This is a genomic window from Streptomyces actuosus, assembly GCF_016921115.1.
Lineage (GTDB): Bacteria > Actinomycetota > Actinomycetes > Streptomycetales > Streptomycetaceae > Streptomyces > Streptomyces actuosus_A.
Genome location: NZ_JAFFZS010000012.1, coordinates 26,125 through 52,201, shown reverse-complemented (window position 1 = coordinate 52,201; position 26,077 = coordinate 26,125). Strand labels below are relative to the sequence as shown.

Sequence of the window (26,077 nt, the reverse complement as noted above, 5' to 3'; positions counted from 1 at the left end):
GTCGGTACGCCGTGGTTCCGGCGCCCCAGTCCGGTATTCCCAGTCCGGTGTCCGCTCCGGTCTGACGTACATCGCCAGGAGACGCAGCACATGGCAGAACGCAAGCCCGTCGCATCGTGGCTCACCGACATGGACGGTGTGCTCATCCACGAAGGCGTCCCCATCCCCGGCGCCGAGGCCTTCCTGAAGAAGCTGCGCGAGTCCGGCAAGCCCTTCCTGGTGCTGACCAACAACTCCATCTACACGCCGCGCGACCTGCACGCCCGCCTGACCCGCATGGGCCTGGACGTGCCGATCGACAACATCTGGACCTCGGCCCTGGCCACGGCGAAGTTCCTCGACGACCAGCGCCCCGGCGGCAGCGCCTACGTCATCGGCGAGGCCGGCCTGACCACGGCGCTCCACGACATCGGATACATCCTCACCGACCACGAGCCCGACTACGTGGTCCTCGGCGAGACCCGCACCTACTCCTTCGAGGCCATGACGAAGGCGGTCCGCCTCATCAACGGCGGTGCCCGGTTCATCTGCACCAACCCCGACGAGACCGGCCCCTCCACCGAGGGCCCCCTGCCGGCGACCGGCGCCGTCGCCGCGCTGATCACCAAGGCCACCGGCAAGCAGCCCTACTTCGCGGGCAAGCCCAACCCGCTGATGATGCGGACCGGCCTGAACGCGATCGGCGCCCACTCCGAGACCAGCGCGATGATCGGCGACCGGATGGACACCGACGTGCTGGCCGGCATGGAGGCCGGCATGCAGACCTTCCTCGTGCTCACCGGCCTGACCCGGCCCGAGCAGGTGGAGGACTTCCCCTACCGGCCGTCGACCGTCGTGGACTCGATCGCGGACCTGGTCGACCGCATCTGAGCCCCGGGTCCGGGCCCGTGACCTGCGGCCCGGGCCCGGGAACCGCGGCGCGGGCCCGAAACCTGCCACAACCCGTACGGCGTAGCCGCGTCCCCCAGCGGATGCGGCGCCATGCACCGGGGAGGACCCTCCAGATAACTGGAGGTACACCATGGGTCGACGAAAGCTCACTCTCTGTGCAACAGCCGCCGCCCTCGCGGCGTTCACCCCGACGGCATACGCGTCGAACGGCGGCGGGGTCTCCGTGAGCCCGTCCTCGCCCGTCGCCGGGGCCGACGTCGCGCTGAGGGTGAGCGGCTGCTCCGGCAGAACGGCGACGGCGGTGTCCACGGCGTTCGTCGCCGACGTCCACCTCGCCGGCACCGACGGCACACTCGCCGGGGAGACCAAGGTCCGCTCCTCGATCGATCCCGGCGCCTACGACGTGAGAATCACCTGCGCCGACTTCACGATCAAGGGGCGCATCACCGTCGTGGAGCGGTCCGGCCGTCCGCATCCGGCGGAGGTGCCCGAGTCCCCCGTCGCGCCCGTCCCCGCGGGCGGCGGCGGCACTGCGCGGCTGGCCGCGTCCGAGGCCCGCGCCCACGGGCCCGGCACCGCCCAGGCCGTCACCGGGCTGGTCCTGGCCGGCGTGGCCGCCGTGGCCGTGGCGCTCCGCAGCACCCGCCGGAGCCGCAGGACGGACTGACCATGGCCGACAGCGAACGTCACGCCGGCACCGGGCGGCTGCTGACCGGCCTGGCCTGGGCGGTGCTGCTGCTCGGGCTGTGGATGTGGGGGAGCGAGGTCACCGGTGGCCGGTCCGGGGCGTCCGCGCGGGCCGCCGGTGACGTGGCGGCCGTCGGGCGTCCCGGCGACGTCGAACTGCCGCCTCCCGCACAGCCTCTGCCGGCCGCGCTGCCGCAGCGCATCGACATCCCCGTCCTCGGCGTGCAGGCGCCGGTCGTGGCACGCGGCCTCGACGGCGACGGCGCGATCGACCCGCCGCCGTTCGACCAGGCGGCCGTGGTGGGCTGGTACGCGGGCGGAGTGCGGCCCGGGGCCGCCGGGACCGCGCTGATGGTCGGGCACGTCGACACCGAGACCCGGCCCGCCGTCTTCTACAAGCTCAGCACACTCGTGCCGGGCCGTACCGTCCGCGTCGTCCGCGACGACGGGAAGGTCGCCGAGTTCACCGTCGACGCCGTCGACGTCGTCCCCCGCGACCGCTTCGACGCCCACCGGGCCTACGGCACCCGCCGGGCCGGCCGCGCCGAACTCCGCCTCATCACCTGCGGAGGCATCTTCGACCGGACCGGCCACGCCTACACGGCGAACGTGATCGTGTCGGCCTACCTGACGGGGACGAGTGCGTGACGGGGGCCGTACAGCGGCCCGACCGTGCCGTCGGCGCACGCGGCCCGGCCGGCAGCCCGCCCCCCCCCGAGACCACCGACCGGGCCGGTCCTCGACCGCGCGCGCTCGGGCTGCGGGAGTAACCCGGCGGTCGGCGCGGGAGGCATGGACGGGCAACGGTGAGTGAACCACCGGCCGGGGACTGGGGCCGTGGACCCGACTCTAGAACGAACGGGCGCCCCGGGCCCAGGGGTGATGTGACGTCAAGTCCCCGTCCCGACGCGCTGCGTGATCCGCACAGGTCGCCCCGCCGCCGCTCGGGGCCGGGCCGCCGCGAACCGTCCGCCACCGCGCACGGCACGGCGGGAGCGCGGGCGGGGGCGGCGGGAACGCGGCGCGAGCCCGTCCCGGCCACGCCCGTCGGGACCTGCCCCGCGCCCGGGACGCCCTCAAGCGGGCCCGCCCGGCAAGCCCGGGTCCCGTCGGTCCCCGTTCCGGCCGTACCGGGCTTCCCGGTTGAGTTCCGCGTCGTCCGCGGTCCGCTCGACGACCGCCAGCACCACCTCGTCCAGCGGCACCCGGCGGCGCCGCGCATGTCGCCGCAGCGCCGCGAACGCCTCGTCCGCGGTCGTCCCCCAGCGCTCGGAGAGCATGCCCTTGGCCTGCTCGATCCGGATCCTGGTGGACAGGGCCCGCTGCAACTGCCGCGACAGCGCGCGGTACTCGGCGAAGGCGCGGCGGTTGTGCAGCCCCACCGCGGCGGCGTCGGCCGGCGCCTGCGTCACCCGCAGCTGCGCCGGCCCGTCGGATGCCGGGGCGCCGGGCAGCGCCGGGGCGAACACGTTGAGCGCGCCGAGCAGGGTGCCCCGGTGCCGCAGCGGCACCGCGAACGTCGCCGCCACCTCGTGCGCCAGCGCCCGCTCGGTGAAGTGCGGCCAGCGGGCGTCCGTGTGGGCGTCCCGGATGGAGACCGGCGGAACGGGCCGGCCGGTGACGCAGCTGTCCCGGCAGGGTCCGCCGCGGTGCTGGGCGCGCAGCAGGTCGAGGGCCGTCTCCTGGTGCCGGCTGCTGCCCGCCAGGGCCGCCGGCCCCCCGGAGCCGATCAGCATCACCCCCGCCGCCCGGGCCGACAGCAGGTCCACGCAGTGGTCGGAGATCCGCTGGAGATACCGCCCGGTGTCGAAGCCGTCGTCGAGGGTGTCGGCCGCCTCCACCAGTGCCGCCGCCAGCCGGATCTCCAGGGGGATGTGCCGGTCCACCGTCCGCCGCCCTTCCCGCCCGACGCCGTTGTACGCGCCACTTACCCCGGGGCCGCACGCTGTAACAGTCGGCCGACACCGTCCCGGCCTGCATCGTGGACGCCGCGGGGTGTGTGTCAGCATTGAGCCACGGAACACACTCCGAGGGGGAGCTGGATGCACGGCACGAGGGGGGCGGCGGCGGTGCTGGGGGCGGCACTGCTGCTCGCCGGTTGTTCCTCCGGGGACGGCGGCGGGAAGACCACGGGGGACGGCGCGGACGCCGGGATCACCCAGCAGCCCAGGGAGGCCGACCCGTTCTGGGTCAATCCCAGCGGCAACGCGGCCCAGCAGGTGGCCGCCTATGTCCAGCGCGGCAAGAAGGACGAGGCGGAACAGATCCGCAAGATCGCCGCGCAGCCGACCGGCGAGTGGATCGGCCCGGAGAACCCGGAGCAGGAGGCACGCGGGTTCACCGAGGCCGCCGACAAGGCCGGACGGACCGCCCTGCTCGTCCTCTACGACATCCCGCACCGGGACTGCGGCCAGTACTCGCAGGGCGGCGCCGCCGACGGCGACGCCTACCGCACCTGGGTCGCGGCGGTCGCCCGCGGCATCGGGGACCGCCCCGCCACGGTGATCCTGGAACCGGACGCCGTGCTGCACCTGGTGGACGGGTGCACCCCGGACGAGTTCCACGAGGAGCGCTACGACCTCCTCAAGGACGCCGTCAAGACGCTGAAGTCGCTGAAGAGGACCAAGGTCTACCTCGACGCCGGCAACGCCGGCTGGGGCCATCCCGACCAGATCTTCGAGCCGCTGCGCCGGGCGGGCGTCGACCGAGCCGACGGCTTCGCGGTGAACGTCTCCAACTTCTACTCCACGCGGGACTCCGTCGCCTACGGCAAGCGGCTGTCCGCGAAGGTCGGCGGCAAGCACTTCGTCATCGACACCAGCCGCAACGGCAACGGCCCCTACACGGACGGCGATCCGGACGAGCGCTGGTGCAACCCGCCCGGCCGGGCCCTCGGCGAGCCCCCGACGACGAAGACGGCGGACCCGCTCGTCGACGCCTATCTGTGGGTGAAGCGGCCGGGGGAGTCCGACGGCGAGTGCAAGGGCGGCCCGAAGGCCGGGCAGTGGTGGCCGGACTACGCCCTGAAGCTGGCCAAGGCCTCGCGCTGACACCGAGGGGCGCCCTCCCGACGGAAGGGCGCCCCACGTTCTCCACCGTCAGGGGACCTTGACCCACTGCGCCTTGCTCGGCGTCCCCTGGTCGTCGGTCACGAACAGCATGTACCAGCCGGACGGCACCAGGTTCCGGTTCTTCGGCACGGTGACCGTCACGCCGTTCTGCGTCTTCTTCAGCTCCAGGGCGATGGACCGCTGGTCGACGTCGGTGACGTGCGTGGTGGCGCTCGGCCGGATCAGCCGGGCCGTCCTGATGGACGCGGCGTGCCGGGTGGGGAAGGTGGCGGACCCGCCGCGCTCGACGGTCTGCGGCCCCTCACCGAGAGAGGGCCGCGAGCCGTGGTACAGGTACGGCGGCGTGTAGATCTCCACACGCTGCTCGAACGTGCCGGGCTTGGTGTTGGCCTTGTCGCCGTACAGCGAGTCGGAGCCGAAGAACATCACGCGGCCGTCGGGCAGCAGGATCGAGCCGGAGTGGTAGTTGCGGCCCACGTTGGGGTCGGCGACCCGCTCGAAGCTGTTGGTGTCCGGGTGGTAGATCCGCGCCTCGTGGATGTTGGACTCGCTGCGCCCCCGGTAGTCCTCCGAGCCGCCGGAGACCAGCACCGTGTCGTCGGGCAGGACCGACGACTGCGGGTAGCGGGTTCCCTTGTCCAGCGTGGGCCCGTCCACGAAGCGGGGGTTCTTCTCCTTGAGGTCGACCAGGCGGGTCCGGTTGGTGGACTTCTTGGACTCGCCGACTCCGCCGCCGCCGATGACCAGGTATTTCTCGTCCTGTGCCGGCGGCAGCAGCACCGTCCCCGAGGTCTCCATCTGGTCGGGGTCGCTCAGGCCGGGCACCTTGGTGAACGTGTAGGTGTCCAGGTCCCAGACGCCCGGGTCACGGCCGACGTCGTCCGGGCCGTAGCCGGCGTTCGACCCCGAGTAGAAGATCTTGCTGTTCTGCATCAGGAACAGCGCCGGGTACGTGGGGAACTGCATCTGCTTCCCCGTGTACGTCCACTTCTTGGTCTTCGGGTCGAAGATCTCGTTCTTGCCGGGCACGATCTGCCCGATGTCGTCGAGGCCGGAGACGCTGAGGATCCTGCCGTCGCTCAGTGTGGTGAGCGTCGGGTACCAGCGCGCCTCGTTCATCGGGTCGACCTTGATGTACCGCTCGGCGACCGGGTCGAACTCGTAGGCGTCGCGGATGCCCTGGAAGTCCTTCTTGTCGAGGGCGAGCTTCTGCGCGATGCCGTAGGTGTTGCGGGCGTCGACGCCGGTCAGCCCCTGGACGCGGTAGTTGTCCTCGGTGCCGGTCTCGTACTCGGCGCCCTCCTGCTGGGCCTCGACGTAGATGCGGCCGTAGCCGGGGTCGTTGCGCAGCCAGGTGCCGGTCTGCTTGTCGAAGACCTTCTTCGCGCGCGGCACGAGCACCGGGTCCTTGGAGACGAACGTCTTGCCGTTGTCCCGGCCGGTGAACTTGGTGCCCGCGGGCAGGGTGATCGGCTTGTCCGGGTTCTCGTTGTGGACGATCATCAGGCCGCCGGCCTTCTTGACGTTGCCCTTCAGCTTCTCGTAGCGCCGGGTGCCGCCCGCGATGAGCAGGTTGCCGTTGGCCAGCTGGGTGTGGCCGGTGCAGAAGAAGTCGTTGGGCGTGGGCACCTTCTTGATGGTGCCCTTGACCGGATCCCAGATCCGGGTGTCGTACTTCTTGGCGTCCTTGTTGTCCTGGTTGTTGCCCGAGCCCGCGACCATCAGGATCTTGCCGGTGTGCAGCAGGGCCGCGTGGATGGTGTTCTGCCGGAACTCCTTCGGGAACTCGATGACCTGCCAGTGGCCGTTGTCGGCTTTGTACTCGGGTCTGTTGATCTGGTACTGGTGGTATTTCTCGGTGCTGAAACGGTACAGCCACGGCCCGTTCATCCCGGCCAGCGCGAGTACCACCGCCGTGCCTATCGCGAGTCGACGGACGCGACGGCGGCCGGCCTGGTCTTTCATTCCTTACGTCCCCCAAGTCCACCAAGGGCGATCTGCATGGTCTGGTCGTTGCCCGCGTCCGGGCCGCCGGCGGCCCAGCCGGGCTGCGGCGCGGGCCCGTGCGGTGCGGCGCCGTGCGGGGCGTAGGAGCCGGGCACCTGCCCCGCCGTCCCCGGCGTCGACGCTGCGACGGCGTGCGGCGGTTCCGTGGCGGCGGACTTCTTCTGCGCCTCGCGCAGCTCGTGCCGCCAGACGAAGACCGGGAAGGCGGTGATCAGCATGGCGAACACGGCCCAGGTGATCATCGCCGGGTGGGAGTGCCCGAGGACGAAGCCGGCGACGACCGAGGCGCCGAAGACGGCGATGAAGTACCAGTGGTACCGGAACGTCCCGAACCAGGTGTCCGGGCTGGCGGAGTCGCCCTTGGGGGTCACCACGAACTTGCTCTTGCGGCGCAGCACGGAGTCGATCAGCGCCTTGGCGTACAGCGGTGCGGACAGCGCGGACATCACCATGCCGGCCACACCTCCGGAGCCCTCCGGCTCGTGCGGCGAGACGTTGTGGCGGCGGTTCCAGATGTACAGGCCGATCTGGAGGGCGGAGGCGTTGCCGTAGAGCATCAGCCACACGGTGGGGTCGATGTTCACACCCGAGGCACCCAGACCCAGGAACAGCGCGCAACTGAGCGCGGCGAGAATCCAGTTGAGGGCCGACATCGGGTAGAAGATGATCATCATGGTGTAGTTGAAGAGCTTGCCCGGCGGCAGCGAGTACCAGCCCTTCCAGTACTGCTTGAGGATCGTCTCGTACGTTCCGCGGGACCAGCGCATCTGCTGGGTGAAGAAGTCCGTCCAGGCGGCCGGGCCCTCGCCGACGGCGAGCACGTCCGGGGTGTACACCGACTTCCACTTGCGGCCCGTCGCCGGGTTCTTGTGGCGGTGGATCTCGAAGCCGGTGGCCATGTCCTCGGTGATCGAGTCGTACAGGCCGCCGATCTGCTTGAGCGCCTTGATGCGCACGGCGTTGGAGGTGCCCACGAACATGGGGGCGCCGTACTTGTTGCCGGCGCGCTGGATCAGCGCGTGGAAGAGGAACTGCTGCGACTCTGCGGCCTTGGTGACGAAGTTGTCGTAGTTGCCGTAGACCTGCGGGCCGATGACGAAGCCGACGTCCGGGTCGCGGAAGAAGCCGAGCATCCGCTCCAGGTAGTTGGGCAGCGGCACGTGGTCGGTGTCCACGGAGGCGAAGTAGTCGTAGTCGTCGCCGTGTGCCTCGAGCCAGGCGTTGTAGTTGCCGTGCTTGGTCTTGGCGCGGTGCGGGCCCTTGGGCCGGTTCCACTCGGCGACACCCTTGCGGGAGAAGTGGTGCACGCCGAGGCGCTCGCACACGGCCTTCACCTCGGGGTCGTCGCCCTCGTCGAGCAGCCAGACGTGCATCAGGCCGCGGTGACGGATCCTCACCGCGGCCTCCAGCGTCTTCGTCACCATCTCCAGCGGCTCCTTGCCGGGCACGAAGGAGGTGAGGAAGGCGACGCGGGTGCCGGTCTCGGGCACGACCGGGACCGGGTCGCGGGCGACCAGCGTGGCGTGCGCGTTGGACAGCACGTTCATGCAGCGGAAGAACTCGATCAGGCCGATCGAGACGAGCATGACGACGTCGAGGGCGGGGAGGAAGTCGAAGGAGGGGTAGTCGCGTTCGGTCCAGTGCTCCGGCTGGAGCAGCCAGAACAGCAGGACCAGCGACAGCACCGGGGCGGCGGCCAGCATCAGGGCCACCCGGATGCGGTGCGGCTCCTGGGAGATGAGCGAGCGGTACTGCACTGTGTACGGTTTGCCCCGCTCCGGCTGGGTGAGGGGGCCCGCCAGGCGGCTGTAGTGCTCGTAGTCGTACCTCGGCAGGGTCCGTTTGATCCGCCGGAAGGTTCCGGTGGTGCTCATCCGGTGCGAAGGCACCCTGAGCTGAGTGGTTTCCGACGGGTCGAGATCCCGCCGGGCGCCGCTCGGCGTCGACGTCATGAGTCATCCCCCCACACGCTGGTCCCCGCGTGTCGTCCGGTTGTCCGTGCGCCTGCTTCGAGCCCCCTCGACCGTCACAGGCGTTGCAGTGGTGGGTCGCAGTCACCACGCCCGACCAACCCTACAGACATGGAAGTGCGCCCTTCCGGTTGCATGATGCCCCCCTCGGCATCGATCCGCGTACGGGGTCCCTCTCCCCGTCAAGCCTCCCGCAACCGGTTACTTACGCCCCAAGTGCCGCTGATCCGCGTCATCTTGAACAACCAGGGTTCTACGGTGCTCAGCATGATCGCAAGATGCGAAACGCGGTGTTTACTGGTCATACGCGGTCATTGTGGCGGCTGTGGAGTCCCTGTGGGCGCACTGTGCACAGTCGTGCACGGGAGGGTTCGGATCTTTCTCGAAACGATCGGTTGCGACCCGATCCGGGCGGACGGGGTCGCCGGTCCGCGCGGTGGCCCGAGCGTCCGCACGCCGACCGGCTGCGGCCGGACCGGCGCCCCGCCGGCCGCGCCGATCGCGGCGGTGTCGGAAAGCAGAAGGCCCCTCGCGTGAGTGAGGGGCCTTGCTGTCGGTGCGCCGCCAGGGACTCGAACCCCGGACCCGCTGATTAAGAGTCAGCTGCTCTAACCAACTGAGCTAGCGGCGCCTGCTGACGTCGACAACTCTACATGACCTCCAGGAGTGCCTTCCGCCACTGCGACACGCCGGAAATATTCCGAAATAGACCCTGTGTACATCATTCGGACCGTCAGCATGCGCGCCCGGATATCAGTTGGGAAACTGATCAATGTGCACAAGCGTGGACATTTCCACCCGGAGTGTGAGGGGAATCGCATGGAGACACCGGTCTTCGAGGAGGTCGACCCCGAGAGTGACTGCGACTGCCCCGGATGCGCTCAGCGCCGGCGGACGCTCCCGCCCTCGGTGTGCCGCCCCCCGGCCCACCGAGGGGCCCTGATCGTGGCGGCGGCCGCCTCGGGCGCGCTGGCCGCGGCGCACGCCGCCCCGGCCGCGGCCGTCCCGCACGGAGCCGGACTGCCCGGCCTCCCCGCCGGTGACGAGCCCGACACCCCGCAGGGCACCGCGGCTCCGCTGCACGGCCCGAGCGCCGGGACCGACACGCCGGCGGGGACCGTGAAGCTGCCCGCGACGACCCGTGCGGAGATCATCCGCCGGGCCAAGGTGTGGGTCGCGGCGAAGGTGCCGTACAGCATGACCAGCTACTGGTCGGACGGCTACCGGCAGGACTGCTCGGGCTTCGTCTCCATGGCCTGGAACCTGCCGGGCAACGAGTGGACCGGCAGCCTGGCCCAGTACGCGGACCGGATCTCCCGGGACGAGCTGGAGCCCGGCGACATCCTGCTCTTCCACAATCTCGCGAACCCCGCGAAGGGCTCGCACGTGGTGATCTTCGGAGGCTGGACGGACTACACGCACACCTACTACATCGCCTACGAGCAGACCGCCCCCACCACCCGCCGCCAGGCCACCCCCTACCCCTACTGGAGCAACGCGAGCCAGTACGTCCCCTACCGCTACAAGGGCGTCACCGCGGACCCGGCGGGCGCGGCGGGCGCGGCGGGCGGCGAGGCCGCGGAGCCCGAGGGGCCGGCGGAGCCCGAGGAGCAGACCCCGTTCCCGGGGGTGGCCTCCTTCCGGCCCGGGGCGGACAACGAGTACGTCACCCGGCTCGGCCGGATGCTGGTGGCCCGCGGCGCCGGTCGCTTCTACTCCAGCGGGCCCGGCCCGCGCTGGACGGAGTCCGACCGCCGCGCCGTGGAGGCCTTCCAGCGGGCGCAGGGCTGGAAGGGCGCAGAGGCGGACGGCTATCCCGGGCCGCACACCTGGTCGCTGCTGGTCACCGGCACGGGCCGGGACGTGCCGCCCGCGACTTCGCCGGCGCCCGGAACCGTCCCGCCGTTCCCGGGCCGGGGCATGTTCCGGCCCGGGGCGAACAACGCGTATGTGACCCAGCTGGGCAGGCAGCTGGTCGCGAAGGGGTACGGCACCCACTACACGAAGGGTCCCGGTCCGCGCTGGGGCGAGGCGGACCGGCGCAACGTGGAGGCCTTCCAGCGCGTCCAGGGCTGGCGCGGCATCGCGGCGGACGGCTATCCCGGGCCGGAGACCTGGCGCCGGCTCTTCTCGTGACGTCGATGACCTCACCCATGCGGAGCGGTTGGAGGCATGTATGAGTACGACCACTGCATCGTCACCCGAGCCCGAGGAGAACGCCGACGGGCAGGCGCCCCGGCCCACGCGGCTCATCCAGAACGAGGCGACCACGGAGATCCCCGTCCACCTGCTCTTCCGCGACGACCCCGACCCTGAGCCGGTGCCGGTGCGGCCCGCCGTGGTGGGCCGCCGGCAGGGCACCGGGGAGCAGCCCCGGGTGCGCCGTCCCGGCCCGCAGTTGCGCCGGCATCCGGTGCCGCAGGTCGACCCGGAGCTGGCGGAGCGGCCCGCACGGGTGCTCCCCGGGACGGTAGGGGTGCTGGCGGGCGTCTGCGGGGCGGCCGGGTGTGCGGCGACCTCGTGGTGGGCGGGGGTGCTGCCGCCCGTGGCGCTGGAGGCGCTGCGGCTGCCGGCGTACGCGGGGGCGGGGTTGGGGCCCGCGCAGTGGGCGGCGTACGCGGGGGCGGGCGCGGTGGGCCTGTTCGGCTTCGGCGGACTGGCGCGGGGGCGTACCGGCCGGGCCTGGGTGCTCGGCCTGTTCGGCCGCTACCGGGGCACGGTCCGGCGCACCGGCCTGATGTGGGTCAACCCGTTGCTGCTGCGTCGCCGTGTCGACGTGCGGCTGCGGCACTGGCGCAGCGATCCGATGCCCGCTGCCGACGGCAGCGGGGTGGCGCTGAAGGCGGTGGTGCTGGTGGTGTGGCGGGTGCGGGACACCGCGCGGGCCGCGCTGGGGGTGGACGACCACGAGGCGTACCTGCGCGAGTGTGTCGAGGCGGCGCTGGCGCGGGTCGCCGTGGAACCACCCGGAGGTGGGCGGGTGCCGGCCGAGGGGGCGTCGGAGGTGCTGACGCGGTCGGTGGCGGAGGAGATGGCGCCGGTCGGGCTCGAGGTCTTCTCGGTGCAGCCGGTGCGGGTGGAGTACGCGCCGGAGGTCGCCGCGGTGATGCAGCGCCGCCGGATCGCCGCGCTGGACGCCCAGCACCGGGCGAGCGTGCTCACCTCGGTCGTCGACTCGGTCGAGGACACGGTGACCCGGCTGACCGTCCGCGGACTGGTCGACCTGGACGACTACGAGCGCAAGGCGCTGGTGAAGGACCTGACGGTGGCCTTCTGTGCGGGGCGGGGCGAGGCCGGGCCGTGACGATGCTCCGGAGGGTGCGGCGGCGGTCGCCGTGATTGGTATGGACATGTTCAACTTGCGGCAATACGCTGCGACTTGGTCTAGACCTACCTGCACGGCTCACAGGACCTCCCCACGTTCTCCAGGAGCGGCAGCATGCGCAGAAGGACCAAGTGGTACGCCGCCGTGGTGGGACTGGCCACGACCGGAGCTCTCGTCCTCTCCTCCGGCGGCGCCAGCGCCCACGGCTACACCGACCTCCCCGTCAGCAGGCAGAAGCTCTGCGCCATCGGCACGGTCACCGGCTGCGGTGACATCCGGTGGGAGCCGCAGAGCGTCGAGGGGCCCAAGGGCTTCCCGGCCGCGGGTCCCGCCGACGGGCAGATCTGCAACGGCAGCGTGAGCAGGTTCGCCCAGCTCAGCTCGCCGGTCACGCCCTCGGGCGCCCCCTGGCCGAGGACCGCGGTGACCGGCGGGCAGTCGTACACCTTCCGCTGGCAGTTCACCGCCCGGCACGCCACGACCGACTTCACTTACTACGTCACCAAGCAGGGCTGGAACCAGAACCACGCCCTCACCCGCTCGGACCTCGACCTCACCCCGTTCCTGACCGTCCCCTACGGCGGTCGGCGCCCCCCGTCCACCCTGTCCCACAGCGGCAGGCTGCCGTCCGGCCTGAGCGGCCACCACGTCATCCTGGCCGTCTGGACGATCGCCGACACGGGCAACGCGTTCTACGCCTGCTCCGACGTCACGTTCTGACCTCCGACCGCGCCCGGGCTCCCGGCGGCCCGTGCCGGTCCCCGTCCGGCAGGGGCCGCACCGCACCGGAGCCGGCTGCCGTCCGCGCCCGGCACCCACCGGGCGCGGACACCGGGGCGCGGGGGTGCGCCGTACACCCGGTGCCGTCCGGGGCGGGAGTGACACGCAGAGGAGCCCCTCGCTCGCGCGAGGGGCTCCTCCATGGTGCGCCGCCAGGGACTCGAACCCCGGACCCGCTGATTAAGAGTCAGCTGCTCTAACCAACTGAGCTAGCGGCGCATGACTCCCACCGGCCTCGGAACATCTCGCTCCGTGCCGGGTGACGAAGAAAATACTACCCGGTCCCCGGGGGTGCTCCCGACCACCCGGAACCGGGCCCGGGCCGCGACGGGGACCACCGCCCGCGGCGCGCCCGTGACGGGGTCTGCGGCCCGTCGGCGAAGCCTTCCCGCCGCGGGGCGGTGCGACCAGGGCGTGTTTCGAAAGCAGCGTCGTCCGCCCGGACGCCGCGAGCAGGACGGAACCCCCGAAACACGCCCTGGCGCCTAGATCGTCAGTGACAGCAGGACCGGCGCCGCGTTCCGGTTGAGGGTGTCGGCGGCCTGGCGGAGCCGGTGGGCGTGCTCCACGGGAAGGGAGAGGGCGAGGCAGCCCACGGACGACCCCGCGGTGATCGGGACGGCCGCGCAGACCGTGCCGATCGCGTACTCCTGCAGGTCCAGCACCGGCACGGTCGGCGGCTGGGCGGCCAGCCGGGACAGCAGCAGCTTGTCGCTGGTGATCGTGCGGGAGGTGAGCCGGGCCATCCTGTGCCGGGAGAGGTGGTCCCGGCGGCCGTTGTGGTCGAGCTGGGTGAGCAGGCTCTTGCCGACCGCCGTGGCGTGGGCGGAGCAGCGGAAGTCGACCCACTCGTGCACGGCGGGCGTGGCCGGACCGTCGGCGTACTGGGTCACCTTGACCTCGCCGTCGACATACCGGCTGATGTAGACGGCGGCGCCGACGGAGTCGCGCAGCCGGCGGAGGATGCGCTGGAGCTGCGTGCGCACTGCCTCGTCCCGGCCCTGCGCCGCGCCCAGCCGGGCGAGCGCGCCGCCGGCGACGTACGCGCCGTCGGTGATCTGCTCGACGTACCCCTCGCGGCGCAGCATCCGCAGGAGGGTGGTCAGCCGCTCCGTGCCGAGCTGGGTCTCGCGGGCTAGTTCGGCGTCACTGACGCCGGTGGTGTGCCGGGCCACGGTCTCCAGGACGCGCAGGGCGTCCTGGGCCGATCGGTACGGCGCGGTCGGCTCGTGCATCAGCGCCACGGTGGTCCCCCCAGCGGTCGCTTTCTGGCCGTGATCCGGTCCGGATCCCCTCCACGATAACCGGCAAGAGCCCTGCGTGGAGGGGGTGTTGGCGAGATTCCGGCCTCCTCAACTGCGACGCTGGCACTCTGGCATATGTCCTTGACATGCAACCGCATTCCGACCTGGAACGACGGTCCGGGCGCGTTGTGCAATTACAGGAACCCTCCGCGGAGAGCCCCGGCGTTCACGCCGGGGACGACTGCGTCTCCGGGCTGCCCGGACGACGTCGACTGCGGAGCGGGCGTTCCCGCTGCTCGATCGTCCGTGCTGCGCGATGTTACGGGGCGGACGACCACAGGCGGTGCTCCGCCGCACGATGCGGAGACACCGCGAGGCCGGGATCCCTGGACCTCGGGCCGGGAGCCATGTCAGAGAACGGCGCTCAGGAACGACCGGGTCCGTTCGTGGTCGGGGTCGCCGAAGATCTTGTCCGGGGCACCGGACTCGATCACTTTCCCCGAGTCGAACATCATCACCTGGTCGGAGATGTCCCGGGCGAAGTTCATCTCGTGGGTCACGCAGAGCATGGTGATGTCGGTGGTGTGCGCGATCTCCCTGAGCAGGTCGAGCACCCCGGCCACCAGCTCCGGGTCGAGGGCGGAGGTCACCTCGTCCAGCAGGAGGATCTCCGGGCGCATGGCGAGTGCCCGGGCGATGGCGACCCGCTGCTGCTGGCCGCCGGAGAGCTGGGACGGGTGCGCGTCGACCTTGTCGGCGAGTCCGACCAGGTCGAGGAGCTCGCGCGCCCGCTGCTCCGCCTCCTCGCGGCCGAGTCCGAGGACGTTCACCGGCGCCTCGGTGATGTTCTGCAGCACCTTCATGTTCGGGAACAGGTTGAACTGCTGGAACACCATGCCGATCTTCTTGCGGACCTGCCGCAGGTGCTTCTCGTCGGCCGGCCTGAGCCGGCCGTCCGGGCCTGGCATGTGCGACAGCGGCTGTCCGTCCACCCAGATCACGCCGTCGCTGACCCGCTCCAGGGTCATCAGCAGCCGCAGGATCGTCGTCTTGCCCGAACCGCTCGGCCCGATCAGTGTCACGTGCTCACCGCGCTGGACGGAGAAGTCCAGCCGGTCGAGCACCGTGTGGTCGCCGAAGCGCTTGACCACGTGGTCGAAGCGCACGAGGTCTCCGGGCGCGTCCGGCTCCGCGTCCGCCGGGGCGGGGGTCGTCTTCTGCAGGGGATCAGTGGCCAAGACGCCTCTCCAGTCTTCTCATCAGCAGCGAGGTCGGATAGCTGGCCGCCAGGAAGATCAGGCCCGCGAGGGTGAACGTCTCCGCGTACACGAAGTGGTTCGCGCCGTACTCCCGGGCCTGAGCGACCATCTCCACGACCGTGATCACGGCCAGGAACGGGGTCTCCTTGAACATCGCGATGCCGTAGTTGCCGAGCGCGGGCAGCACGTTGCGCACCGCCTGCGGCAGGATCACCGCCTGCCACGTCCGGCGCGGTGACATCGACAGCGCCCGGCAGGCCTCCCACTGGCCCTTCGGCACGGCGTCGATGCCCGCCCGGTACACCTCCGACATGTAGGAGGCGTAGTGGATGCCGAGCACGGCGATACCGATGGTCAGCGGCTCGATCGAGTTGAAGATCGCGTAGGCGCCGACCAGTTGCACCAGCAGCGGCGTGGACCGGACGAACTCGGTCAGCGCGCGCACCGGCACCGTCACCAGCCGGCTCGGCACCCGCCCGAGCACGGCGACGACCAGCCCGAGCACGGCCGCCACCAGCGTGCCGAGCACCGTGGCCAGCAGCGTGATGCCGAACCCGTCCAGCAGGTACGGCAGCGACTCCCGGACCGCGCCCCAGTCCCACTGGTAGTTCACAGCGCACCCCCCGCCGTCTCGGATCTGCGTGGCGCGTCGGCGCCGCGGGAGTGCAGCAGGCCGCCGCCCCCCGGGTGCCGGCCGAGCCGGATCTTGGCGTGCCGCTCCAGGGCGTTCATCATCAGGGTGAGCGCGTAGGCGAGCACGAAGTACATCACCAGCAGGGTCAGGTACGCCCAGGTCGTCTCACCGGTGCGGTCCCTGAAGTGCTGTACCACCGTGGTCAGTTCGGCCGCCGTGATCAGCCACAGCAGCGGGGTCGCCTTCAGCAGCTGGATCAGCAGGTTCGTGAACGGCGGGATCATCTGCACCCACGCCTGCGGCAGGATGACCCGGCGCATGCGCTGCAACGGCGTCATGTTCAGCGCGACGGCCGCCTCCCACTGTGCCCTCGGCACGGCGTTCAGCGCACCGCGCACCACCTCCGAGCCGTACGCGCCGTAGTTCATGCCGAACGCCAGGACTCCGCAGAACAGCGGCGACAGCTCGTAGCCGAACAGCAGCGGGAACGCGTAGTACAGCCAGAACAGCTGGACGTACAGCGAGGTGCCGCGGAAGAACTCCACGATCACCCGTGACAGGCCCCGCACCGGCAGGGGCCCGCTGAACGCCATGAAGCCGAACACGAAGGACAGGGCGAGCGCGACGGCCGCGCCGAGGACCGTGGCCTCGACCGTCACCCTCAGCCCGGACCACACCTGCGAGATGTGGTCGAAGAAATAGGAGAAGAAGTCACCCATGGGCAGGTGTCCTCGTCAGCCCTTGCACAGGGCGGCGGTCTTCAGGTCCGCCGGCGGGATGGTCTCCTTGCCGAAGCCGTACTCGCCGATGAGCTGCACGTACCGGTCCGGGTCGGAGGTGATCTTCTTCAGCTCGCGGTTGAAGGCGTCGCGCAGGTCCTCGGTGCCCTTGCGGAAGACGGCACCGCCCGGGCTGTACTGCTTCTTGCCGTCGGCCTCCGGGATGAAGGCCTCGGTGACCTCCAGGCCGCTGTTGTTCTTGGCCAGCCAGTTCAGCGAGATGCTGGTCAGCAGGAAGGCGTCGATCCGGCCGCCCTTGACCGCGTCCGCGCCGTCCTGCGGCTTCTGGAGCGTCTTGATGCTGCCCCCGGAGATCCCGGCGGCGGTGGCGTAGCTCTTCTCGACCGCGCCCGACATCACACCGACGGTGACCCCCGCCTCCTTCGCCGACGCCAGGTCGGACAGGTTCTTCGGGTTGCCCTTCTTCACCATCATCGCGGTCGGCGAGACGAACTCCGGCTCGGAGAACAGCGCCTTCTCGCAGCGGTCCGGGATGATCGCCATACCGGCGCTGATCACGTCGTACTTGCCGGCCTGCAGTCCGGGGATCAGGCCGTCCCACTCCGAGAACGTCGGGCGCAGCTCCGCGACGCCCAGCGCCTTGAAGATCTCCCGGTGCAGGGTCGGCGCCTCGCCCTTGAGCTGGTCGTCCTCCTTGTAGCCGTAGGGCGCCTCGTTGGCGTAGGCCACCTTCACGTAGCCCTGCTTCTTGAGCTGCTCCAGCTTCGAGCCCTCGCCGTCACTGCCGCTGTCGGTCTTGCTGCAGGCGGTGATCAGGCCGGGGACGGCGACCAGACCGCCGACGGCCGCGCTTCTGGTGAGGAAACCGCGGCGGGACAGGTGGGGGAACTCGGACATGGACACTCGACCTCCAAAGAGAGCGTTGCCGGGGCGGCCTTGCACAGACCTGCGGTCCTACGCAGACCAGTGGTGGCGCCTGCCCGATCCCGGCGACCTATGCGGTGCGCCCGGTGGATGTGACCCAACAGTGTCCGGAACGTGATCTTCTCTTTGTCTTCGGGTCCCGTCCGGGCATGCGCACCCGCCGGGCCGGGGAAGGGGCAAGGCATGGCCGATCGCTATCTGGAGGTGTCCCTCGCCCGGCGGGGGATCCGCTGCACCGCACAACTGCTCGACGACCGTGCGCCGCTGACGTGTGATGCGGTGTGGGACGCGCTGCCGCTGGCCGGCGACGTCTACCACGCCAAGTACGCGCGCAACGAGATCTACGCCCTCTTCCCGCCGTTCGCACGGCGGGAGCCCCCGCTGGAGAACCCGACGGTCACCCCGATCCCGGGAGACCTCTGTTATTTCTCCTTCGCCGGAACGGAGTTGGGCACCCGGGCCTACGGCTACGACCGCGAGGTCCGCGCCGGGACCACCGTCGTGGACCTGGCCCTGTTCTACGAGCGCAACAACCTGCTGCTCAACGGCGATGTGGGCTGGGTGCCCGGCATCGTCTGGGGGCAGGTCGTCGACGGGCTGGAGGCCATGGCCGAGGCATGCACCGACCTGTGGCGGACGGGTGCGGCGGGGGAGACGCTCAGCTTCCGGCGGGCGTGAGCGCCGAGGAGGCGACGCCCGCCTCGTAGAGGGCGTGCGCCGCCCGCAGCACCAGGTCGTCGCGGTGCCGGGCGGCCACGATCTGCAGTCCCACCGGCAGCCCGTCCGCGTCCGTCCCGACCGGCACCGTGGCGGCGGGCTGCTGGGTCAGGTTGAACGGATAGGTGAAGGGCGTCCACCCCGTCCAGCGCCGGTGCCCCGAGGCCCGCGGCACCTCCGCGCCCGCCTCGAACGCGGTGATCGGCAGCGTCGGTGTCAGAAGCAGGTCGTACGTCTCGTGGAAGCGGCCCATCCGGCGGCCCAGGTCCATCCGGACGTCGACCGCGGCGAGATAGTCCAGGGCGCTGTACCGGGCGCCGCGGGCGCAGATCTCCCGCAGTCCGGGGTCGAGCAACTCCCGCTGCTGCCGCCCCAGACCGTGGGTGAGCCGGGCGGCGCCGCTGAACCACAGGGTGTGGAAGGCGTCCACCGGGTCGGTGACGTCGGGGTCGGTCTCCTCGACGTACGCGCCGAGCCCGGCCAACTGCTCCACCGCGTGCCGCACCGCGGTGGCGACGGCCGGGCGGACCGCCACCTGCCCGCCGAGCGACGGCGAGAACGCCACGCGCAGCCCGTGCACCCCTTCGGCCAGGGCGTCGGCCCAGGAGCCGGTGACCGGGGCCAGCGCCGACCAGTCCCGGGCGTCCGGCGCGGCGATCACGTCCAGCAGCAGCGCCGCGTCCGCCGCGTCCCGTGCCATCGGCCCCACGTGCGACAGCGTGCCGAAGGGGCTCGCCGGATACACCGGGACCCGGCCGTACGTCGGCTTCAGCCCGAAGATCCCGCAGAACGAGGCGGGGATGCGGACGCTTCCGCCGCCGTCCGTGCCCAGCGACAGCGGGGCGGCGCCGAGCGCGACCGCCGCCGCGCTGCCGCCGCTGGACCCGCCCGCGGTGCGGGAGGGGTCGCGCGGGTTGCGGGTGACCCCGGTCAGCGGCGAGTCGGTGACGCCCTTCCAGCCGAACTCGGGGGTCGTGGTCTTGCCGATGAACACCGCGCCCTGCTCGCGCAGCCGCGCCACGGACGGGGCGTCCTCCGTCCAGGGCCCGTCCTCGGCGACGGTCCGGGAGCCGCGCAGGGTGGGACGGCCGCGCAGCAGCAGCATGTCCTTGACGGTGACGGGCACGCCGTCCAGCGTCCCGCGAGGTTCCCCGCGCCGCAGGCGGTCCTCGGCCGCGCGGGCCTGCGCGAGGGCCTCCTCGGCGAGGAGCCGCACGAACGCGTTCACCCGCGGCTGGATCCGCTCGGCCTCCTCCAGAGCCGCCCGGGTCGCCTCCACCGGGGAGAACTCGCCCTTGCGGTAGCCCTCGGCGAGCCGTACGGCCGTCGGCTCGGTGAGATCCGTCATGCATCCTCCCAGGGGCGTCAGTGACCGGGGACGTATCCGCGGCTCTTGTCGACCACGTTCACCAGGGGCCGGCCGGCGGCCCAGCGCTCGTACAACTCCACGAACTGCGCACCGAGCTCTTCCCGCCAGCCGACCGTGTCGCCGCTCATGTGCGGGGAGACGAGCAGCCCCGGAACCTGCCACAGGGGGCTGTCCGGCGCCAGCGGCTCATGGGTGAGGACGTCCACGGCGGCGCCCGCGATCCACCGCTTCGACAGGGCCTCGGCAAGGGCGTCCTCGTCGACCAGGGGGCCCCGGCCGACGTTGACGAACCGGGCGGAGGGCTGCATCACCCCGAAGCGGCGCAGGTCGAACATGCCCCGGGTGGCGTCCGTGAGCGGGGCCGCCGCGATCACCCAGTCGGCGCGGGACAGCAGCCGGTCCAGGTCGTCCGGGCCGTGGATGCCGGTACGGGGGGTGCGGCCGACGATCGCCGCGGTCACCCCGAGCGCCTTCAGGGTGCGGGCGATCGCTCGGCCGATCGGCCCGGAACCGATCACGCACGCGCGGGTGCCGGCCAGACGCATGCTCTCGCGGTGCCGCCACTCCCGCTTCTGCTGGAACTCCCAGGTCCGGGGCAGGTCCTTGGCCATGGCCAGCACGAGCGCGGCGACGTACTCGGCGATCGGCTGGTCGAAGACGCCGCGTGCGTTGGTGACCACCGTGTCGGACGCGGCGAGCGCCGGGCACATCAGATGGTCCACCCCCGCGCTGGCGGTGTGCACCCAGCGCGGGCGCGGGCCCTCGCCCGGCCAGGCCCGGGCCACCGCGTGCGAGGTGAAGTCCCACACCAGCAGCACGTCGGCGTCCGGCAGCCGGTCGGCGAGGCCCGCCTCGTCCGTGTGCACGATCCGGGCGCGGCCGGTCAGGCGGCCGAGGCGGGGTGGGGGATCCGCGTCGAGGACGAGGAGGGTCGGGGCGGTCATTCAGGGCCGTTTCTGCCGTGGCTGCTTCATGGACGGTCTCCTGGCGTTCTGCGCGTGTTTCATCCGGCGGCGGTGCGGGAGCCGTGCGGGAGGTTCCCGGGGCGGAAACGGGTGATCCGGCCCGGGGCGGAGCGGTGACCTGTTGTCTGACATGCGCGGATTGACCACGCTCGCACCCGAACCTACCGTCGTCAACAGGGGCGCCTGTACGATCCGTTGCCCCGTCGTCTCCGACCGCGAGGCGGTGTCCTCCATGGGCGTCATGGATGTCAGTTTTCTCGGCGGCCCCCACGCCCAGCGCGGAGTCGGTGTGGTCGCCCCCTTCGACTTCGCGCTCGACCGGGAGCTGTGGCGCTGGACGCCCGACGACGTCTCCCTGCACCTCACCCGGACGCCCTACGTCCCGGTCGAGGTGAGTCTCGGCCTGGCCCGGCTGGTCAGCGAGCACGAGACGCTCACCGACGCCGTCCGCACGCTGATCGCGGTGGCGCCCGAGGTCGTCGCCTACGCCTGCGCCTCCGGCAGCTTCGTCGCCGGGATCACGGGCGAGCAGCGCATGTGCGAGGCGATGGCACGGGCGGGCGTCGTGCCGTCCCTCACCACCTCCGGGGCGCTGCTGGAGGCACTGGCCGAGCTGGGGGCGAGCCGGGTGGCGCTGGTGACGCCGTACACCGAGTCGGTGACCCGGGCCCTGGAGCTGTACATGGCGCAGGCGGGTGTCACCGTGACCGGGTGCGCCTTCATGGGGTTGACCCGGCACATCTGGAAGGTCCCGTACCGCGACGTGGCCGACATGGCGCGGCGGGCAACAGGCGTGGGCGCGCCGGACGCGCTGTTCATCTCCTGCACCAACCTGCCGACGTACGACGTGATCCCCCAACTGGAGGCCGAACTGCGCATTCCGGTGCTCTCGGCCAACCAGGTGACGATGTGGGCGGCACTGCGCCGGCTGGGTACCCGGGCCGTGGGGCCGTACCAGGCGCTGCTCGACGCATCCGCGCGGGTGTGGCCCCCGGCCGTCCCGGAGGTGCCGGACGGCGAGCAGCAGGAAGGCTGGACATGACATCACTCGGGTTCCTCTATCCGGGCCACTCGGCCGAGGACGACTACCCGCGCATCGAGCAGCTCCTGGGCAGCGACATCCGACTGGACCTCGTCCACACGGACATCGGCGAGGACGCGCACCGGGTCGACGCGCTGCGCCGGATGGGTGCGCCGGAGCGGCTCGCCGCCGGGGTGGAGGAGTTGCGGCTGATCGGGGCCGAGTCGGTGGTGTGGGCCTGCACCAGCGGCAGCTTCGTCCACGGCTGGGAGGGTGCCCACGACCAGGTGCGCGCCCTCGCCCGGGCGGCCGGGATGCCGGCCTCCTCGACGTCCTTCGCCTTCGTCCACGCGGTGCGGGAGCTGGGGCTGCGCCGGGTCGCCGTCGGGGCGACCTACCCCGACGACGTCGCCGGGCTGTTCGCCGACTTCCTGCACACCGCGGGCCTGGACGTGACCGGGGTGCGGGGGGCCGGGATCATCACGGCGGCCGAGGTCGGCACCTGGGGGGAGCAGCAGGTCCTGGCGCTGGCCCGGGAGGCCGACCGGGAGGACGCGGGCGCGGTGCTGCTGCCGGACACCGCGCTGCACACGGCCTCGTGCCTGCCCGCCCTGGAGATGGAGCTGGGCAAGCCGGTGCTCACGGCGAACCAGGTGACCGTGTGGGAGGGGCTGCGGCTGGCGGACCGCCGCGTGAACGCACCGGAGCTCGGCGTCCTGTTCCGGCGGGAGCCGCTCGTCCAGGCGTGAAGCGCCGCACCGCGCGGCTTTGGCCCCGCCGTTCCGGCTCGGCGGGGCCAAAGCCGCGCCCGGCCGATGCCGCCTCGCCGGATGCCCCACCCTGGCGGGCGTGTCTCAGCGGGACGCCGGGCCGGAGCGTCCGCGCCGGCATCACCCCCGCGGGGCCGGCGCGGACGCCCCGCGGTCACCGCCGCGCCCGCGTCGTCACCCACGTGCCCGCGGTCGTCGCCCCGCCGTCCCGGCGTGCCGGAACCCGGCCCCCGTCCCGCGGGCCGCGGGACGCGCAGCGGTTCCTCCCCCTTCCGGGCCTCCGCCTCGGGGAATAACCGGAGACCTCCTCCTGTTGGCGTCCGGAGGACACCGCACCGCACACCGCAGGAGGCACCCCCGTGGGCGCAGACGACACCACCGGCGACGGGATACGAGGGACGGCGCGAGGGACCGCCGCGGTGCCGCTGTCGGTGCTGGACCTGGTCACGGTCGGGGCCGGGCGCACCGCCACCGACGCCCTGCGCACCAGCGTCGCCCTCGCCCGGCTGAGCGAGTCCCGCGGGTTCCACCGGTACTGGGTGGCCGAGCACCACTCGATGCCGGGCGTGGCCTCCTCGTCCCCGGCGGTGATCCTCGCCCATCTCGCCGCCCACACCGACCGCATCCGGCTCGGCTCGGGCGGCGTGATGCTGCCCAACCACCCACCGCTCGTGATCGCCGAGCAGTTCGGGACGCTGGAGGCGATGGCGCCGGGGCGCATCGATCTGGGCCTGGGCCGGGCGCCCGGGACGGACGGGGCGACGGCGGCGGCGCTGCGCCGCGCCGACCGGCTCGACGAGGGCGCCGACGACTTCCCTCAGCAGCTGGCCGAGTTGACGCGGTTCCTCGACGACGACTTCCCCGACGGGCACCCCTACCGCCCCATCCACGCCGTCCCGGGCCCCGTCCAGGCCACCTCGCCCGGCGGGGTGCAGTCCCCGCACCGGCCGCCGGTCTGGCTGCTCGGTTCGTCCGGGTTCAGCGCACGGCTGGCGGGCCTGCTGGGGCTGCCCTTCGCCTTCGCCCACCACTTCTCGGCGCAGAACACGATCCCGGCCCTGGACCTCTACCGGGAGTCCTTCCGGCCGTCCGCGGTGCTCGACGAGCCCTACGCCCTCATCGGTGTCGCCGCCCTCGCCACCGACGACGAGCGGGAGGCCCGTCGGCAGGTGCGCGCCGGCGCGCTCAGCATGCTGCGCCTGCGGATGGGCCGGCCGGGGCTGGTGCCGACCCCGGAGGAGGCCGAGGCGTACGAGTTCAGCCCACGGGAGGAGGAGTTCGTCGCCTCCTGGAGCTCCAACGTCATGCACGGCACGGCCGACGAGGTCCGCGCGGGCCTGGACGACCTGCACAAGCGCACCGGGGCGGACGAGCTGATGCTCACCTCCAACGCGCACGGCGGGGAGGTGCGGCTGAGGTCGTATCAGCTCGTCGCCGACGCCTACCGCCTCCCCGCGGTCTGACGGCGGCGCCGCGCGGCACCGCCCCGCCGGGTCGTCGGCGCCGGCACCGGTGCCGACGCCTGGGGCGCCGCCGGCGGACGGCTCAGCTGCCCGGCGTGCAGGCCGACCCTGCGCCCAGCAGTTCGGAGATGCGCTCCGGCGGCACCGGGCGGGAGTACAGCCAGCCCTGCCCGGTGTCGCAGCCGATGCCGCGCAGTCGGTCGGCCTGGGCGGCCGTCTCCACGCATTCGGCGGTGACGGTGAGGCCGAGGCGGTGGGCCAGCTGGATCATGGCTTCGACGATGACCTCGTCGGCGGGGCTCGGGGCGGCCTCGCCGCCGTCGTACTGGAAGCCGCGCACGAAGGAGCCGTCGAGCTTCAGCACGTCGACCGGGAGGCGGCTGAGGTACGCCAGGTTCGAGTAGCCGGTCCCGAAGTCGTCGATGGCGATGCGCACGCCCATGTCGCTGAGGGCCTGGAGTGCCCGCAGCGGCCGACCCGCCGAGCCCATGACCGCCGACTCCGTGAGCTCCAGCTGGAGCAGGTGCGGCGCCAGTCCGGTCTCGGTCAGGGTCCGGGCCACGTCGGCGACCAGGTCCGAGTCCCAGACCTGGCGGACGGCGACGTTGACGCTGACGAAGACCGGCGGTTCACCGGGGTGCTCGTGCTGCCAGCGGCGTGCCTGGCGGCAGGCGGCGGCCAGGATCCAGCGTCCCAGCGGCACGATGGAGCCGTCCTCCTCGGCCAGTGTGATGAACCGATTCGGCGGTAGTGCCCCGAAGCGCGGGTGGTCCCAGCGGACCAGGGCCTCCACGCCGCGCAGCCGCCCGTCCGCCATGCCGACCAGCGGCTGGTAGTCGAGCACGAACTCGCCCCGCTCGACGGCGGGGCGGAGCGTGGACGCCAGAGCCTGGCGGGTCATCAGGTGGGCGTTGCGCTCGGGGTCGAACAGCGTCCAGCGGGCCTTGCCGTCCGCCTTCGCCCAGTACAGCGTCGTGTCGGCGGCCTGCATCAGTCCGGTGGCCGTCGTGCCGGCGGCGTGGCGTTCGACCACGCCGATCGACGCCGACAGCGACAGCCGCTGCCCGGCCAGGTCGAAGGGGGCCTGAAGAGCCGTCAGGACCGCTTCGGCGAGCTCCGAGAGCTGCTCCGTGCCGGTGGAGTCCTCCACGAGGAGCGCGAACTCGTCGCCACCCAGCCGCGCCACCAGCGGCGCGCTGACGCGGTTCTGCCTGGCCTCGTCGGCGCAGCGGGTCAGCCGCTCGGCGACCGCCGCGAGCAGGCGGTCGCCCTCGCGGTGTCCGAGGGTGTCGTTGATGGCCTTGAAGCCGTCCAGGTCCAGGTAGCACAGGCCGATCCGGCCGGTGCCGCCCAGTTCGTAGGACTGCGCGTCCAGCGCCGCCGACAGGCGCTCGAAGAAGAGGGTGCGGTTGGGCAGCCTGGTCACCGGGTCGTGCATCTCCAAGTGCCGCAGCCTCGCCTGGAGTTCGCGGCGTGCGCTGATGTCGGCGACCGACAGCAGGGCGCCGGGCTCGTCCCCGGCCAGCGGGGAGACGGTGACCTGCGCCCACACCGACGGGCCGCCGGGATGCTTCAGGCGGCGCGTGCAGCGCAGATTCGCCCGGCGGCCGCGCAGCACCTCGCGGTAGGTGCGCCAGGTGCGGGCGTCCGAGGCCAGGTCCACCAGGTCGGCGGCGGCCCGCCCGGACAGTTCGTCCGGAGCGCAGCCGAGCAGGTCCCCGAGCGTGTCGTTGGCGTGCACGACCAGGCCCTCGGGGTCGACGACGGCCATGGCGAGCGGTGCGGCGTCGAACGCGGAGTGGTAGGCGGCGCGGCGGGGAGGCTCGGGGCACAGTGCGGGCGATCCGGTCCGGGCGGAGGACGATCCGGCACGGGCGGAGGACGATCCGGCACGGGCGGAGTCGATCACGTCACTCTCTGTGATGATCGACCCATCGATGTCTGTCGCGGGCGTCGGCCCATCGGACGTTCCGTTCACCGCTGGCTCCCGCAGTCCACTCGATCGTTGTCCGCGCAGGAAAGTGTGCCGATCATAGAGGTTGGCGCCGGCCCCTTCCAGCCGCCGTCCATGGTTCAGGGCCGCGGGGTCGTTACGGCAGATCGTTTCTGCGTGCGCCTGGGCGGCTTGTTCCCGCCCTCGACCGAATGTGACGTTCCGTGAGCGATTCGGGGGTGTCGGCCTGGTGGCGCCCCCTACGGCGCTCCTCACACGTCTGGATCAGATAAACAGGCGATACGTC

Annotated in this window: 22 protein-coding genes and 2 tRNA genes; 11 read left to right on the top strand and 13 right to left on the bottom strand. The window is 72.0% G+C overall.

The window, feature by feature from the left end:
• The first annotated feature begins 90 nt into the window (after positions 1–90).
• The 3 genes from JS756_RS17195 (at position 91) to JS756_RS17185 (ending at position 2,226) form a co-directional block, all read left to right on the top strand.
• Entirely contained in the window at positions 91–870 is a 780-nt protein-coding gene (locus JS756_RS17195; RefSeq protein ID WP_205383978.1) for an HAD-IIA family hydrolase, read from the top strand.
• A 151-nt stretch (positions 871–1,021) separates the two neighbouring features.
• A complete protein-coding gene (locus JS756_RS17190; protein WP_205383977.1) occupies positions 1,022–1,558 on the top strand; it encodes a hypothetical protein in 537 nt (178 codons plus the stop codon).
• A gap of 2 nt (positions 1,559–1,560) precedes the next feature.
• A complete protein-coding gene (locus JS756_RS17185) occupies positions 1,561–2,226 on the top strand; it encodes a class F sortase (RefSeq protein ID WP_205383976.1) in 666 nt (221 codons plus the stop codon).
• Between the two features lie 428 nt (positions 2,227–2,654).
• Here JS756_RS17185 and JS756_RS17180 read toward each other — a convergent pair whose 3' ends face one another.
• Entirely contained in the window at positions 2,655–3,464 is an 810-nt protein-coding gene (locus tag JS756_RS17180; protein WP_307790725.1) for an ANTAR domain-containing protein, read from the bottom strand.
• A 156-nt stretch (positions 3,465–3,620) separates the two neighbouring features.
• On the opposite strand from JS756_RS17180, the gene JS756_RS17175 reads away from it, so the two are divergent.
• Positions 3,621–4,628, top strand: coding sequence for a glycoside hydrolase family 6 protein (locus JS756_RS17175; protein ID WP_205383974.1), 1,008 nt, complete (start codon positions 3,621–3,623; stop codon positions 4,626–4,628).
• 48 nt (positions 4,629–4,676) lie between these two features.
• On the opposite strand, the gene glxA is transcribed toward JS756_RS17175, so the two are convergent.
• The 3 genes from glxA to JS756_RS17160 form a co-directional block, all read right to left on the bottom strand.
• The gene (glxA, locus tag JS756_RS17170; protein ID WP_205383973.1) at positions 4,677–6,614 is read right to left on the bottom strand and encodes a radical copper oxidase GlxA; all 1,938 of its coding nucleotides are present in this window, start codon (positions 6,612–6,614) and stop codon (positions 4,677–4,679) included.
• Positions 6,611–8,608 (bottom strand): glycosyltransferase family 2 protein, encoded by a 1,998-nt coding sequence (locus tag JS756_RS17165; RefSeq protein WP_205383972.1) that lies wholly within the window; start codon positions 8,606–8,608, stop codon positions 6,611–6,613. The genes glxA and JS756_RS17165 overlap by 4 nt, the downstream gene beginning before the upstream one ends.
• A gap of 575 nt (positions 8,609–9,183) precedes the next feature.
• Positions 9,184–9,257 (bottom strand) — tRNA-Lys (locus JS756_RS17160).
• Positions 9,258–9,445: 188 nt separating this feature from the next.
• On the opposite strand from JS756_RS17160, the gene JS756_RS17155 reads away from it, so the two are divergent.
• The 3 genes from JS756_RS17155 (at position 9,446) to JS756_RS17145 (ending at position 12,671) form a co-directional block, all read left to right on the top strand.
• Positions 9,446–10,762 carry a peptidoglycan-binding protein gene (locus tag JS756_RS17155; RefSeq protein WP_205383971.1) on the top strand — a complete coding sequence of 439 codons (1,317 nt, stop codon included), beginning with the start codon at positions 9,446–9,448 and terminating at the stop codon, positions 10,760–10,762.
• A 40-nt stretch (positions 10,763–10,802) separates the two neighbouring features.
• Positions 10,803–11,930 carry an SPFH domain-containing protein gene (locus tag JS756_RS17150; protein WP_205383970.1) on the top strand — a complete coding sequence of 376 codons (1,128 nt, stop codon included), beginning with the start codon at positions 10,803–10,805 and terminating at the stop codon, positions 11,928–11,930.
• 135 nt (positions 11,931–12,065) lie between these two features.
• Complete coding sequence (locus JS756_RS17145) at positions 12,066–12,671, top strand: lytic polysaccharide monooxygenase auxiliary activity family 9 protein (protein WP_205383969.1); 606 nt, start codon at positions 12,066–12,068, stop codon at positions 12,669–12,671.
• Positions 12,672–12,873: 202 nt separating this feature from the next.
• Here the strand turns inward: JS756_RS17145 and JS756_RS17140 are convergent.
• From JS756_RS17140 to ehuB, 6 genes are all read right to left on the bottom strand, one after another.
• Positions 12,874–12,950: transfer RNA gene (locus JS756_RS17140), tRNA-Lys, on the bottom strand.
• A 266-nt stretch (positions 12,951–13,216) separates the two neighbouring features.
• The gene (locus tag JS756_RS17135; protein ID WP_205383968.1) at positions 13,217–13,975 is read right to left on the bottom strand and encodes an IclR family transcriptional regulator; all 759 of its coding nucleotides are present in this window, start codon (positions 13,973–13,975) and stop codon (positions 13,217–13,219) included.
• A gap of 410 nt (positions 13,976–14,385) precedes the next feature.
• A complete protein-coding gene (ehuA, locus tag JS756_RS17130) occupies positions 14,386–15,213 on the bottom strand; it encodes an ectoine/hydroxyectoine ABC transporter ATP-binding protein EhuA (protein WP_205383967.1) in 828 nt (275 codons plus the stop codon).
• Entirely contained in the window at positions 15,203–15,847 is a 645-nt protein-coding gene (gene ehuD, locus JS756_RS17125; RefSeq protein WP_205383966.1) for an ectoine/hydroxyectoine ABC transporter permease subunit EhuD, read from the bottom strand. Before ehuD ends, ehuA begins: the two co-directional genes overlap by 11 nt.
• Positions 15,844–16,587, bottom strand: coding sequence for an ectoine/hydroxyectoine ABC transporter permease subunit EhuC (ehuC, locus tag JS756_RS17120; RefSeq protein ID WP_205383965.1), 744 nt, complete (start codon positions 16,585–16,587; stop codon positions 15,844–15,846). Before ehuC ends, ehuD begins: the two co-directional genes overlap by 4 nt.
• 15 nt (positions 16,588–16,602) lie before the next feature.
• Entirely contained in the window at positions 16,603–17,505 is a 903-nt protein-coding gene (gene ehuB / locus JS756_RS17115) for an ectoine/hydroxyectoine ABC transporter substrate-binding protein EhuB (protein ID WP_205383964.1), read from the bottom strand.
• Positions 17,506–17,715: 210 nt separating this feature from the next.
• On the opposite strand from ehuB, the gene JS756_RS17110 reads away from it, so the two are divergent.
• Positions 17,716–18,210, top strand: a complete 495-nt coding sequence (locus JS756_RS17110) for a DUF3830 family protein (protein ID WP_205383963.1) — start codon at positions 17,716–17,718, stop codon at positions 18,208–18,210.
• On the opposite strand, the gene JS756_RS17105 is transcribed toward JS756_RS17110, so the two are convergent.
• Both JS756_RS17105 and JS756_RS17100 read right to left on the bottom strand, forming a co-directional pair.
• Positions 18,191–19,597: an amidase gene (locus JS756_RS17105; RefSeq protein WP_205383962.1), complete on the bottom strand. Its 1,407-nt coding sequence runs from the start codon at positions 19,595–19,597 to the stop codon at positions 18,191–18,193. The genes JS756_RS17110 and JS756_RS17105 overlap by 20 nt on opposite strands.
• Before the next feature lie 17 nt (positions 19,598–19,614).
• Positions 19,615–20,562 (bottom strand): D-2-hydroxyacid dehydrogenase, encoded by a 948-nt coding sequence (locus JS756_RS17100; protein WP_205383961.1) that lies wholly within the window; start codon positions 20,560–20,562, stop codon positions 19,615–19,617.
• 262 nt (positions 20,563–20,824) lie between these two features.
• On the opposite strand from JS756_RS17100, the gene JS756_RS17095 reads away from it, so the two are divergent.
• The 3 genes from JS756_RS17095 (at position 20,825) to JS756_RS17085 (ending at position 23,837) form a co-directional block, all read left to right on the top strand.
• A complete protein-coding gene (locus JS756_RS17095) occupies positions 20,825–21,625 on the top strand; it encodes a maleate cis-trans isomerase family protein (protein ID WP_205384095.1) in 801 nt (266 codons plus the stop codon).
• Positions 21,622–22,353, top strand: a complete 732-nt coding sequence (locus JS756_RS17090) for a maleate cis-trans isomerase family protein (protein WP_205383960.1) — start codon at positions 21,622–21,624, stop codon at positions 22,351–22,353. The genes JS756_RS17095 and JS756_RS17090 overlap by 4 nt, the downstream gene beginning before the upstream one ends.
• Positions 22,354–22,733: 380 nt before the next feature.
• Complete coding sequence (locus JS756_RS17085; protein WP_205383959.1) at positions 22,734–23,837, top strand: LLM class flavin-dependent oxidoreductase; 1,104 nt, start codon at positions 22,734–22,736, stop codon at positions 23,835–23,837.
• Positions 23,838–23,919: 82 nt separating this feature from the next.
• On the opposite strand, the gene JS756_RS17080 is transcribed toward JS756_RS17085, so the two are convergent.
• Positions 23,920–25,815, bottom strand: a complete 1,896-nt coding sequence (locus JS756_RS17080) for a putative bifunctional diguanylate cyclase/phosphodiesterase (protein ID WP_205383958.1) — start codon at positions 25,813–25,815, stop codon at positions 23,920–23,922.
• Between the last annotated feature and the right edge of the window lie 262 nt (positions 25,816–26,077).